The organism is Pseudomonadota bacterium (assembly GCA_026388255.1).
In the GTDB taxonomy this organism is placed as follows: Bacteria; Desulfobacterota; Syntrophorhabdia; order Syntrophorhabdales; family Syntrophorhabdaceae; genus JAPLKB01.
On the sequence record JAPLKC010000008.1, the window covers coordinates 1 to 12,538 of the forward strand.

General features: G+C 41.5%; 14 protein-coding genes and 1 tRNA gene. 8 read left to right on the plus strand and 7 right to left on the minus strand.

Annotation, left to right across the window (positions count from 1 at the left end; translation table 11 throughout):
• Positions 1-190, minus strand: a 190-nt coding sequence (locus tag NT178_00170; GenBank protein MCX5810953.1) for a hypothetical protein, incomplete at its 3' end; no start/stop codon positions are given.
• A gap of 335 nt (positions 191-525) precedes the next feature.
• Here NT178_00170 and NT178_00175 point away from each other — a divergent pair.
• The 7 genes from NT178_00175 to NT178_00205 all read left to right on the plus strand — a co-directional run bounded on the left by NT178_00175 (position 526) and on the right by NT178_00205 (position 7,216).
• Positions 526-1,845, plus strand: a complete 1,320-nt coding sequence (locus NT178_00175; GenBank protein MCX5810954.1) for a TolC family protein — start codon at positions 526-528, stop codon at positions 1,843-1,845.
• 1 nt (position 1,846) lies between these two features.
• A complete protein-coding gene (locus NT178_00180) occupies positions 1,847-2,995 on the plus strand; it encodes an efflux RND transporter periplasmic adaptor subunit (protein MCX5810955.1) in 1,149 nt (382 codons plus the stop codon).
• Complete coding sequence (locus NT178_00185; GenBank protein ID MCX5810956.1) at positions 2,992-3,666, plus strand: ABC transporter ATP-binding protein; 675 nt, start codon at positions 2,992-2,994, stop codon at positions 3,664-3,666. The genes NT178_00180 and NT178_00185 overlap by 4 nt, the downstream gene beginning before the upstream one ends.
• Positions 3,667-3,685: 19 nt before the next feature.
• Positions 3,686-4,858, plus strand: coding sequence for an ABC transporter permease (locus NT178_00190; GenBank protein ID MCX5810957.1), 1,173 nt, complete (start codon positions 3,686-3,688; stop codon positions 4,856-4,858).
• Positions 4,859-4,915: 57 nt separating this feature from the next.
• A complete protein-coding gene (locus NT178_00195; protein ID MCX5810958.1) occupies positions 4,916-6,139 on the plus strand; it encodes an ABC transporter permease in 1,224 nt (407 codons plus the stop codon).
• Positions 6,140-6,437: 298 nt separating this feature from the next.
• Positions 6,438-6,689 (plus strand): hypothetical protein, encoded by a 252-nt coding sequence (locus NT178_00200; GenBank protein MCX5810959.1) that lies wholly within the window; start codon positions 6,438-6,440, stop codon positions 6,687-6,689.
• A gap of 122 nt (positions 6,690-6,811) precedes the next feature.
• Positions 6,812-7,216: a gamma carbonic anhydrase family protein gene (locus tag NT178_00205; GenBank protein MCX5810960.1), complete on the plus strand. Its 405-nt coding sequence runs from the start codon at positions 6,812-6,814 to the stop codon at positions 7,214-7,216.
• On the opposite strand, the gene NT178_00210 is transcribed toward NT178_00205, so the two are convergent.
• Together NT178_00210 and NT178_00215 are read right to left on the minus strand one after the other, a co-directional pair.
• Positions 7,200-7,973, minus strand: coding sequence for a transporter substrate-binding domain-containing protein (locus tag NT178_00210; GenBank protein ID MCX5810961.1), 774 nt, complete (start codon positions 7,971-7,973; stop codon positions 7,200-7,202). The two genes, NT178_00205 and NT178_00210, sit on opposite strands and share 17 nt — an antisense overlap.
• A 145-nt stretch (positions 7,974-8,118) precedes the next feature.
• A complete protein-coding gene (locus tag NT178_00215; GenBank protein MCX5810962.1) occupies positions 8,119-8,901 on the minus strand; it encodes a M15 family metallopeptidase in 783 nt (260 codons plus the stop codon).
• Between the two features lie 299 nt (positions 8,902-9,200).
• On the opposite strand from NT178_00215, the gene NT178_00220 reads away from it, so the two are divergent.
• Positions 9,201-9,488, plus strand: a complete 288-nt coding sequence (locus NT178_00220; GenBank protein ID MCX5810963.1) for a hypothetical protein — start codon at positions 9,201-9,203, stop codon at positions 9,486-9,488.
• Positions 9,489-9,502: 14 nt separating this feature from the next.
• Here NT178_00220 and NT178_00225 read toward each other — a convergent pair.
• From NT178_00225 to NT178_00240, 4 genes are all read right to left on the minus strand, one after another.
• Positions 9,503-9,576: transfer RNA gene (locus tag NT178_00225), tRNA-Arg, on the minus strand.
• A 115-nt stretch (positions 9,577-9,691) separates the two neighbouring features.
• Entirely contained in the window at positions 9,692-10,879 is a 1,188-nt protein-coding gene (locus NT178_00230; protein MCX5810964.1) for a class I SAM-dependent rRNA methyltransferase, read from the minus strand.
• Between the two features lie 262 nt (positions 10,880-11,141).
• Complete coding sequence (locus tag NT178_00235) at positions 11,142-12,248, minus strand: Fic family protein (GenBank protein MCX5810965.1); 1,107 nt, start codon at positions 12,246-12,248, stop codon at positions 11,142-11,144.
• A gap of 34 nt (positions 12,249-12,282) precedes the next feature.
• The coding region (locus tag NT178_00240) for a hypothetical protein (protein ID MCX5810966.1) at positions 12,283-12,538 on the minus strand (256 nt) is incomplete at its 5' end.

Consider the following 12,538-nt stretch of genomic DNA (forward strand, 5'->3'; position numbering starts at 1 on the left):
TTAGGATAACCGGAGGAGGTACAGAGACATTGCCGTTTTTGCCATATGTATCAGCTACCTCTTTGTATATAAAATCAAAGTCGATGAGTTCTTTTATCCTCCGTAAGGGATGATCCTTCCGTACCCTGTTTTCAAGATAAATATTATACATAAATATGTTTTCCTGAGAAGGAGGCTGATAACCCATCATAGATGTATCTCCTTGTAGTTGAGATGAGTTATTGTATCATACGAAGGCATAAAATGCCAGTTTATTGTATACTATTATGGACATTGTAGTGAAATAGTTGGGTTACCCTCACAAAGGTTGAGGGGATTTGGGCAACAGGCCGTTAATATACAGTCCCTGATTTAAATAAATTTAAAGCATTGCAACAAGTTGTAAACAAGATGCCTCCTGGCACGGCATTTGCTTTTAAAAAGCATGAATCATTATTATATTGACAGTAAATCATTTGCCGAATAAAATGAACAAGGTTTACGTGAACAGTTGTTCAGTTATCCTACGAAGCAGGAGGCATGTTTTTGAAAATCTTCCATTTATATGATTTATACCGCGAAACATTTTGTATACCCATAAAAATCACATTTTGTATCCTCGCTGTTTTGTTGTTTATGCCGGCAGAGGCATTTTCAATAACCCTTGATGAAGCCGTTCGTAAGGCAATGGATGTCTCCTTTCCGATAAAAGAGCAAAAGGAGACGGTGAAAAGAACAGAATATTCATATATATCAACGATTGATCCATATCTGCCGAGGGTTGATATCCAGAGTTCCTATACGCGATATTTAAACAATGTGCCGAAGCAAAACACCGGATCGGGTATTACGACAGGACAGGATGCATACGGTGCAACCGGAAGCGTATCATACCGTATTTTTGACGGAGGATTGCGATATGCTCAAAGAAAAGGTTCTTATTCCCTGTTGGGCAGGGAGCAGGAGAAGCTGGAAGGGATCAGGGTTGATGTGCTCTATAATGTGAAAAATGCCTTTTTTTCTGCCCTTGGAAAAAGGACTGTGGTTGAAAAACGGCAGGAATCATATGAGACAGCAAAGAAGGTGTATGAGTTGACAAAAGCAAGGTTTGATGAAGGAATTGCTATGAAGAGTGGTGTGCTGCAGGCAGAGGTGCAGGCAACAACTGCAAGGATTAATGTTGTTGATGCGGAGACAGACTATGCCAAGGCGCTGGAAGACTTAAAATCCCTTCTTTTAATGGACCCCGGCGAAAAGCAGAATGCCGATGGCGTGCTTGAAGTCCCGAATTTTCAAAGGAGTTATGAAGAACTGGCTCAGAGGGCTATCAGCAAGAGGCCCGATGTTGCTGTCCAGGTAAAGGAAGTGGAAAGGCTCGGCATGGCCTACAATGAGAAGAAAAGCGCATGGTTTCCGAAGGTTGACGCGCAGTTGCAGCAGCAAAGGCAGGACAGTACTTTTTTCCCTGACAACAGACAGGATACGTTCATGATCAATTTTACCTTTCCCCTCTTTGACGGGGTCGGGCGGTATTACAACATGCAGGGCGCATCAAGGGATGTGCAGGCCGCAAAGTACAGGCTTGAAGAAATCAAGAGAAATGTGAAGCTTGATATTATAAAGGCCTATAAGGATTATGAACTGAGTCTCGAAAGCATAAGGATGTACAGTGAACTTCTGAGGCAGGCTGTATCGAATTTTGATCAGGCCTTTGGCGAATACAAAGCCGGAAAAGGCGACATACTGACGCTGCTTCAGGCTGAAAAAGATCTGGCAAAAGCAAAGGAAGATCTTGCCGTATCCATGTACAAATCAAATAACGCCTTGGCTTTTCTTGAAAAGGTGTCCTACTGGAGTGAAAACTGATATGAAACTATCTAAAAAATATATTGTTCTTATAATTGCCGTAATAGTCATTGTTGCAAGCGGCTTAATATTCTACCTGACCGGTAAAAAGGGTAAATCGGAAAAGATCGGCGGCGAGACATTTATAGCAAAGAAGGGGAATGTAACATATTTTACGGAACAGACAGGCATCATAAAAGCCCAGGTTGGCGCAATTGTAAAGGTAGGGACAAGGGCCACGGGGACGCTTACCCATCTAAAATACCAGGTAGGCGATTATGTAAAAAAGGGCGAACTTATAGCAAAGATTGACGATAGAGAAATCCTTGCAAATGTAAGCAATGCTGAAGCAGCGATAGATGAACAAAAAAGGGATCTGGAGTCGAAGGATGCCCAGTATGCCTACGCCAAGCTGAATTATGAAAGGGAGGCAAGGCTCTTGGAGAAGGAATTTACCACGAAAGACAGTGTGGATAAGGCAAAAAGAGAGTTGGATGTAGCCCTGGCAATGGTGCAGTTGGGGAAGGCAAAAGTGAAAGAGGCCGTTGAAAAACTTAAAACCCTTGAAGTTTCTTTGAGTTATACAAAGATATATGCCCCTATATCAGGCTCTGTATCAACGGTCTCCACGCAGGAAGGAGAAACGGTTGTATCCGGCCTTTCTGCGGCAATTCTCATTACAATTATCGATCCCAGCAAGCTTGAAATGTGGATATATGTCGATGAAACGGATATAGGAAGGACCAAACCCGGAGTAAAGGTTGAGTACTGGGTGGATACATACCGTGACAAGAGGTTTCCAGGGAAGATCGACATGATTTATCCGCAGCCTGAAATAAAGGACAATATCGTCTATTACCTTGCCATTGTGAAGATAGACCCGAAAGATGCGGCGCTCCTCAGGCCGGAGATGACAACCCATGTGAGAATTATCGTTGAAGAAAAGACAAACGTGCTTGTTGTGCCGAATAATGCTGTCCGGTTCGAGGAAGGCAAAAACGTGGTGTATATCAATAAAGGCAAAGGTAAGTCGGAACGCAGGGCAGTGACCATTGGTATAAGGGATGATAGCTTTACAGAAATTGTTTCAGGACTTGCTGAGGGAGAACAAATTGTTATACCTGCTATAAAAAAAGCCCAGACAAACAGCACCACGGGCGTAAAAAAGTGATTATTTTTAAACATATCAAAAAAAGTTATTTTATAGGAGAACGTGAACTTCCTATTCTCAAAGGGATAGACCTTGAAATAGGGAAGGGTGAGTTTGTTATCCTTATGGGTGTTTCAGGGTCAGGCAAAACTACCCTGATGAACATAGTGGGTCTGCTCGATAAACAGACAGAGGGCAAATACGAGTTCATGGGTCAAAGCATCGACGGTCTTGATGATGAGGCCCTTGCAGGATTCAGGAACATGCATATAGGTTTTGTCTTCCAGCAGTTTTTTTTGTTGCCTTATCTCAATGCTATCGAGAATGTTCTGATTCCGATTGTCTATTCAACAAAACAGTTAAAACATCCAAGGGAAAAGGCAAGACAACTTCTGGGGAAATTTGGTCTTGCAGAGAGAATACATAATAAACCTTCGCAACTTTCGGGTGGCGAGCAGCAGCGGGTTGCAATAGCACGTGCTTTAATCAACGATCCTGATCTGATCCTTGCAGATGAACCCACAGGGGCGCTGGATTCCAAAACCGGCAATGAGATTATGGAGCTTTTTTGCATGTTGAACGAAGAAGGCAAGACCGTTATTGTTGTTACGCATGACCCGAAGCTCGCTTCTTTTGGAAAGAGGCTGATAAGGATTGAAGATGGGTCTATCTCTCAAGACATCACAAATTAGAGAATTTCTTGAAGAAACTTTGAAGATTCTGTACTATTATCGGGGGAGGGTTATCTTTTCTCTCATCGGTGTTACCCTCGGTATATTCACTATTTGCATTATTATTACAACAATAGACGGGGCCAATAAGAAGGCCCATGATATCTTTGAAGTGCTCGGCCCGGACTCTATCATGGTTTTTGGCGGTGGCGAGAGACAGCGGGCGGCAAGGGTGAGAGTTATGAGTCTAACCTTCCGGGACGCAGATTCACTTAGCAGGGTCGAGGGAATTTATGATCTGATGAAGGTTTATCAGGTAAGGAATGTTATGATGCAGTATAATGGGAGAAAATGGCAGACCCAGGTAGTCGGGTCTACCACGAACTACTTCGATTCCTTTTCGTGGGGTTTTCAGGCAGGCTCTGTATTTACGGTTGATGACTATAATAATGCAGAGGCAGTCTGTATTATAGGATCAAAGGTGTACAATGAGCTCTTTCAGGATGAAAGCGCCCTTGGAAAGGCAATACTTGTAGGCAAACGACCGACAAAAGTCATCGGTGTCCTTGAAGAAAAAGGAGGCGGCATGGGTGGGCCAAACATTGATGACAGGGTAATCATGCCCTTAACAACAGTAATGAGCAGGATTGCCAATGAGAAACGATATCTTGGTATGATGAGGCTCAAAAGCAACAGGGATATAGACAAGACTGTTGAAGACTTGAGATCGGTACTGAGAAGCAATCATGGTCTTCGAGGGACAGCAGAGGATGATTTTACGATAAGGAGTTCTAAAGACATTATGAAATTTGTTACAGTGATATCGGGTCAGCTTTTTCTTTTCCTTGGAATAGCAGCAATAGTGGCTCTTGTTGTCAGCGGTTTTGTGCTTGCCAACCTTTTTTATCTGACCATACAGGAACGACGCAAAGATATCGGCATCAGGAGAGCTTACGGGGCAACAAAGAGGGGCATCCTTCTCTCCTTTCTCTTCGAAGCTATACTCGTAACTCTAATGGGTGGAATAGCAGGCATTCTGTTGAGTTTGGTACTTGGAGGTACATTAGAAAAGCTCTTAGATATTCCAATGTTATTTTCATATAAGGTTATATTTTTTGCCTTGCTCTTCAGCTTTCTTACCGGCTTGCTTTCCGGTCTCAAACCGGCATTGCGGGCGAGCAGAATCGAACCCATCGAGGCAATAAGGGGATGAGGTTTTACAATATTTCAAACAGTTAAAGAGGTTTAAACGGTCCGAGGCCGTAAAGGGATGATATATAGAATAAAATTTTATCTCAGAATAGCTTTCCAAAATCTTGTAATACACAAAGGCAGGATGAGTCTCGCCCTTCTCGGTATCCTTTTTGCGGTCATGAGCCTTGTTGCCTTCGGCAATATCAGTGATGGTTTAAAAAAACAGATTGATAATGAAATCGGCAAATTTGGAAAAGGATTGATTATTCTAAGATCCGGAGTTATCAATGTGGCAGGAAGAGGTACGCGTCAGTTTGGTGAATCGAAGTCTCTGAAACTTGGGGACGTAAAGAGGATTAAAGAATCCCTTCCGGGGGTTGTGGAAGCAGTGCCTTTTTTTGACATTACCTACCCGGCCCGATATGAAGAAAAAACCCTCACAGTGAATATTATAGGAGCTTCCGACGCTATATTTAAAATAAGGAATTTAGATCTTGTTATGGGAAGGCATTTCACGAATAATGAAGACATCAAGGCAGAAAAAAAGGCTGTAGTCGGGTATAAGGTCTTTGATAATTTTTTTCAGTCAGAGGACCCTATCGGCAAGTATATCATGGTATACAGAGTGCCTACAGAGATCATCGGCGTGATGGATGAAAAAGGAACAGATCTAGCCGGACAGGATCAGGATCTACAGGTTTACATACCGATCAATGCTTTTATGAGGCGTTACAGTAATGTGGACTACATTAAAGGCGCTTATTTTAAGGTGCAGGATGGGGTCTCCCTTATTGAGATGAAACAGAAGCTTAAGGCGTTTATAAGAAAAATACACAATATGAAGCCCGAGCAAAAGGATGATTTCTCTCTTTATACAATGGACGATATTGTGAAAACACAGGAACAGGGCATCCGCCTTGTATCGATTCTGACCATAATTGCTTCTACTGTTTCTTTTTTGATTGGAGGACTCGGCATATTTGCCATCATGCTTCTTTCCATATCTGAGAGAAAGCTGGAAATCGGAATAAGAAGGGTTGTAGGTTCAAGAAAAAGGGATATTATACTTCAGTTTCTCACAGAGTCTGTGATTGTGGCTTTAGTAGGAGGGGCTCTTGGTGTGTCTGTAGGTTTTATAATCACCATGATTGTAAGTTATTTCAGCCATCTTCCCTTTTCTTTATACATAGGGAACATCGTCCTTTCCTTACTTATAAGTACGGCTGTGGGCATTCTGGCAGGTATTTATCCGGCAATACAGGGGACAAAGTATGAGCCGGTGAGTGTCCTCTATCAATAGCATCGTATACAAGCCCGACCTCGAAAAAGGACAGTTCCTTCATACCAATTATTTGAGCGCTATTTTAATAAAAATCTCTCTTCTTTCTTCATAAGAAATGGTATTATAGAAAAAAACAGATGATAAAAAAACTTTTAAGATCAAACAGGGACTTCTCAGGACAGATGATCGAATAGATTATTTCCTGAAGATGAACCAGAAAGATTTTGAAACATACGTCATATCCATAAAGAATTGACTGGACAAAAATTATCATTAAACATGAAAAGATCGCTAAAAAAAGAGGAGGTGAAAAATAATGAAGAAAGCATGTCTTATTATTCTTGCATTGCTTATCAGTGTAGTCTTTGCTTCAACAGGATTTACACAGGAGAAGGCAGCACCGGCAACTCCACCGCCGGCAGCAGGATCTGAAAAAGTTGTTGCACCTGAAAAAGCAGCCCCCGAGAAGAAAGCAAAGAAAACAAAGAAAGCAAAAAAGCCAAAAAAGGAAAAAAAAGCAAAAAAGACACAGGAAGAAAAAGCTCCAGAAGCAGCACCGGCAAAATAACAGCAAGAAAATGGGGGAGCTTAGCACCCCCATTGATTTATCTGTGCTATTTTGATATTAAACTTGATAAGAATTCCCTTTTATTAAAACAAATTATTAAATCCAAGAAGTAAGGTAAATATTTGCTGTATCATTTTGATGGAAAAGGAACACATATCGGCAAAGATACGTATGTAAGCGAACATGTACTTGTCATTGGCAGTGTGGAAATAGGTGATAACTGCTATATCGGTCATGGGGTAATTATACATGCTGCACAAATCGGGGCCTTGAGCGTAATAGGCATGGGAGCTGTTTTGAGTATATATTCTGAAATCGGTGAAAATACCATCATAGCCGAAAGCTCAGTTGTAAAGATGAGGCAGATTATACAGGATGGTGTTGTGGCAGGGGGCAATCCCGCAAAAGTTATCCGGAATATAGCCCCAAAAGATGAAGAATACTGGGGTATGGCAAAACAGCTCTACATTGACCTTGCCAAAAAATACCTTACAAGGGGGATGCAGGAGATTATCTCTTCCCCTTAATGCCCTCCAAATAGTACTTCATTTTCTCGTCAATGAGCTTATCTACTGTACCGTCTTTGACAAGTTTTTCAATCTTTTCGTTAATCTGAGGAAGATATCGGATGAATTTAGATTCCTTTGATATCGAGATGTAGAACATTTCTGCTGTTGCATAGGCCGGCAGGTATTCAATCTTATCGGATATTCCAAGCTTCTCGGCTTCAACCAGTCCTGAATATAAAGCTGAAATAAAATAGTCTGCTTCCGCTGATAATAATTTATTAAAATTATCTTCAGCCTTGAGAAATCTGGAGATTGTCAGTTTCCCGGCAATGAATTTGTCAAACTCCTTTCCAAAACTATCACCAATTGTAGTTGTTCCTTTTTTTCCTATCAGGTCATCCCACTTTTTATATGGGAAGGTCTTATCTTTTTCTACAAATATAACAACAGGGTCCTTCATATACGGGACGGAATAGTTCATAAATGTTTTATATTGTGCTGTCATGTAAATACCTACCATCATATCAATGGCGCCCTCTTTAATACCTTCCTGAACCTGTGTCCATGAGCCTTTGAATTTTGAATCAACGGTAATCCCAATCTCCCCGAATGCCATTTTTACAATTTCAGGGCCCACTCCAACGATATTATCACCTTCCTGCCACATGACAGGCGGGTATTCAGGATGCCCGGTTGCTATTATTGTTTTGGCTGCGTAGACAAGATTTGCAGTAAGAATAAAAGCAACAAAGGCTATCAATATTTTAAATTTCATTAAATACCTCCTATGATGGATCTTTTATTACCAAAGATCATATTGTCTTCTCCCCATAACCTGCAAGCGGTTGCCCCGGCTCTTTATTCTTCTCAAGAGGCTAACATATATTCATATATTGTAGAAGCTATTATTGTGAACTGTATTATTCAATTATAAAATTAAAATAAGTATTAGGAAAAGGCTCGTCTTTCAGCGTAAAATGCCACCACTCCTGATCGTAATTTTTAAAACCCTGTGTTTCCATCAGTGTTTTAAGGAGCATCCTGTTAATTCTTTGCTGTAATCCGATCTGCCTGTTCCCCGGATGGGACAATTCATGAAAGCAATCAAAGCCTGTTCCCATGTCAATGCTGTTATCCTTGAATCTTTTATCAAACGGAAGAAAGCATGCCTTAAGCGACTGGCTGGCGACATAGTCTTCCTGCTTCGGCACAGGCACGGGAACTATGGTTAAATCAACTGTGCTGCCCCTGCTATGACTTGATTTTGCAGCAATGTACCCGTCCTTAAAAAGGTTTATTTTATCTACAGTCGGATAAAATTCTTTCTTTGTTTTTGTATCATCAATATCCTTTGCCCATCTCACGAAATGGTTTACTGCCCTCTGTGGGCGATAACAATCATAAATTTTCAAGGAGAGAGAGAATCCCTTTAATTCTTCCTGTATTTTCGATAGCGCAACCGCTGTTTTTTCGGTGAGGAAACATTGCGGGGCATTATACCCCTCAATATTTTCACCAACAAAGTTATGGGGGCCGAAATAGCGTATATCCAAAATGATCGAGGGGATTAACTTTTGCACATTCACAAAACCTGCCGGTATATTACTGTTAGGAAAGCCTGGTTTTACAGCAACAGTCTGGATTATAAAAATAAGAAAAAGCATTGAAAAAAAAGATATTATTTTTTGCCTCGCACTTTTCATATAAACCGCCTCGATTTTTATGAACTTTTTAACATATTCTTTTTTTTGAAGCCATGTATTTAATACATTATTTATTTGTCTGTAAATTTAATTTCAATCAATAGATTCCTCGCAGCTCTGCTTCGGGGCACTTCATTCTTGGTATCATTTTATTATCATTATCATTTTGTTATTGACAAGTTGGCATTATTAGAGCAAAATAAAAGTATTATACATAAATAATATACACATAAATGAATATAGATTGCTGCCGGGGGTTCAAAATAAGGGCAATATCCTCTAAATATCAGCAAGGCAACTTGGTTGTACAGAAACCTACGAAGGAGAGCCGTGTAAGCAAACCGGATTCCTGGAAGCAGGTGTTGCCTGATGAAATGCCAATAGCAGTAAATAATTTTGATTCAAACAGACTTATGGAAAAGAACAATCTGCCGTCCGCTTTTAGCAGGAACGAGATACTGCTGCACGCCAACATCCCTACAAAAAAACCCGGTTTGATCAGGAATATGTTTATTGATAAGTACATACAGACACAAAGAAACTCTGTTTTCCTCGAAGATAATCCTGTTGTCGAAATAAAGATCTGATTTTTATTTAAGTATGCGCCCAGCAGGAGTCGAACCTGCAACCTTTGGATTCGTAGTCCAACACTCTATCCATTTGGGCTATGGGCGCACAAGATTGAAATTAATAATAGCATAAAAAACTGTTTGAATGAAAGAGCGCATTTAAAATTATTTAGTAAGCCATCAATCCTGTGGGCTATTTCCTGTATAGTAAATCTGACAATTTACAGTTCTTGAGGAGAGACCGAAAGAAAAAAACATTTCAGGTATTCACCTTCAGGAAAGGGCACAAGCTGTAGATGATCCGTACCGTGTGTATAGCATTCAAGAATGCTCAATGTTTTACGAGTCTTCCCGCCTGCTTCCGAAAGGAGATAGCGGAAATCCTCTAAGGTAAGATGGGCAGAGCATGAACAGGTTACCAGGATACCGTTTTTTAAAAGTATTCCCAGCGCCATTTCATTAATGCTTTTATAGCCGATAATACCCTCTTTTTTCTTCCTGCGGTCTTTTATGAAGGCTGGAGGGTCAAGCACAACAGCGTCAAAGTGCTCTTCCGTATTTTTTAAGTATTTTTTCACATCTTCGCAGACAAACTCGCACTTAGAGATATCAAATCCGTTAAAGATAACATTTTCCCTGGCAAGCTCGATAGCATTCTCAGAAGTATCCACGCTGACAACCCTTTTTGCGCCGCCTGCAATGGCATACACGGAAAATCCGCCGGTGTAGGAAAAACAATTCAGGACAGATGCGTTATTTGCATACTTTATGAATGCCAGACGTTTGTCGCGCTGGTCAAGGAAAAAACCTGTTTTTTGCCCGCCTTTAACATCAACTAAGAATTTAAAACCGTTTTCCAGAATATTGATGATATCCGGGATGGATCCGCTCAAAACCCCTTTTGTTTTTTCAAGGTTTTCGATGTTCCTTGCAGCCATGTCGGAACGCTCGTATATTCCTTTCGGGCTGAGGGTTTTTTCAAGTGCAACGACAATCTCATTTTTCCAGCGCTCAATCCCTCGTGTATGAAACTGGACAACCAGATAATCAGCGTATTTATCAACAATAAGCCCTGGCAGAAAGTCGTTTTCACCGTTAATAACCCTGTAAGCATTGGTTAAGGGGCCTTCTACATATTTTTTTCTTATGTGCCAGGCTTTTTCAATTCTCTTCGAAAAAAAACGTTCATCCACTTCTTCGTCTTTATCATAACCCCAGATGCGGACAGTTATCTGCGAATATGAATTGAAATAACCGGATGCAAGATAATTTCCTTTTTTACTGAGTAGCTTAACAGGTTCACCTGCCTGCAAACCTTCCGGTATAGATTCAAAGGCGCCGGAAAATGCCCAGGGATGGTAGCCCGCTATAGGGCCTATACGTTCCTGTTTAACAATAAGTGTTTTCATGGTCTGTTTAATATATATGAATCGGTGTTAATCGTCAAAAGTTATAATGCCAGCCAGGGATTTTTAGTATGCCGGTGAATATATTAAGAGTTGGGAGACTGGTATGCTTTTCGCCGTGTACCGAGTATTTTACTCTTTACTATCAACCAACTACTATTCACTGTATTGCACAGTAGGAGCAATGGTTTTTTGCATATTCGGTAAAGTATTTTTAGTGAGCGACAGCGAGATACTTTTGAATTTGCGGATGCCCACGTTCCCCCTATGGAAAAATTAGCGAATAACTGGTACTCCGGCCACCAGCAATGTCTTTCAACAGGATACCGAGTTCCACAAGATGAAGAATGTCGCGTAATGCTGTGTCCTGTGAGCACTTTGCCAGTTTGGCCCATTTGGACGATGTAAGTTTACCTTCAAATCCGTCCAGCAGATTGTTGAGAATCAAACGCTGCCGGTCATTGATTGGTGCTCCAGCGTGCATTTCCCGGAAACGGGCCTTCCTGAATACTGTTGCAAGTGTACTATCAACGCCGTCAAACGCGCGGTTCAGGCAATCCAGAAACCATTCTATCTGTACCGTTATATCAAGTGTTCCTTTTTGTGCCTTTTCCAATTCAATATAGTAGGCGTTCCGTTCAATCTGTATTTGTGCCGACAAACTATAGAAGCGTTGTGAACTCTGTTCTGATCGAGCCAACATCATATCGGCGAGCGCACGCGCAATACGTCCATTGCCGTCTTCAAAAGGATGGATGGTTACAAACCAAAGGTGGGCAATACATGCCCGCAATACGAGATCGGTATCACCGTTGTTATTAAACCAGTCGAGAAATGTAGACATCTCCCCCTCAATCCTATGGGCAGCCGGGGCTTCGAAGTGTACACGTTGATGACCAACCGGACCTGAGACGACTTGCATTGGACCCTTGTCATCATCTCGCCAATCACCAACCTTTATTTTTCTCATCCCGCTGTAACCGGAAGGAAAGAGCGAAGTGTGCCAGCCGAACAACCTTTCTTTTGTTAAAGGCTTATCATATTTCTGTGTGGCATCTATCATCATTTCGACGGCTCCCTCGACATTTCCGGACACCGATACCGGTGTTCCTATGTCCATGCCAAGGTGTCGAGCAATGGAGGATCGCACCTCCTCCCTATTGAGGATCTCTCCTTCAATCTCGCTTGATTTCAGAACATCCAGAGTCAGTGTTTGAAAAACAGCTTCTGAACGAAAAGAAAAACCCATGGTCTCCATCCGTCCGATCAACTGCCCCTGTCTGTAACGCAAAGCAGCCAAGCGTTGAGCCAAAGCTTCCTGGCTCCAGTGAAACTGTGGCCAGTCCGGCAATTCATGGATATAAACACTCATTCTTCGCACTCCTTGCGGAGATTATAGCCTATATTCACCGCAGGTGCAAGGATATTAACCGCATTTGATGCGGAGAATAAGACCAGCATTTACCATAATGACAACCCTGCCGGATGCTGCTTTCGATGAAAAATGGCGCCTGTGTCAAGAATAAACGGCCTGTTGCCCGAATCCCCTTTGATCCCAACCCCGTATTTGTTCTTAACATGTCTTCATTATGAAGATTTGTGCCTTCCGGATTTTCACCTGTTTCATAAAAAAGGTGCAGGGGACGAAGATACATCTTGCAA

Coding starts and splice junctions, on each gene's coding strand:
- NT178_00180 (MCX5810955.1), top strand. CDS start 1,847: ATGAAACTATCTAAAAAATATATTGTTCTTATAATTGCCGTAATAGTC.
- NT178_00195 (MCX5810958.1), top strand. CDS start 4,916: ATGATATATAGAATAAAATTTTATCTCAGAATAGCTTTCCAAAATCTT.
- NT178_00200 (MCX5810959.1), top strand. CDS start 6,438: ATGAAGAAAGCATGTCTTATTATTCTTGCATTGCTTATCAGTGTAGTC.
- NT178_00210 (MCX5810961.1), bottom strand. CDS start 7,973: ATGAAATTTAAAATATTGATAGCCTTTGTTGCTTTTATTCTTACTGCA.
- NT178_00215 (MCX5810962.1), bottom strand. CDS start 8,901: ATGAAAAGTGCGAGGCAAAAAATAATATCTTTTTTTTCAATGCTTTTT.
- NT178_00230 (MCX5810964.1), bottom strand. CDS start 10,879: ATGAAAACACTTATTGTTAAACAGGAACGTATAGGCCCTATAGCGGGC.
- NT178_00235 (MCX5810965.1), bottom strand. CDS start 12,248: ATGAGTGTTTATATCCATGAATTGCCGGACTGGCCACAGTTTCACTGG.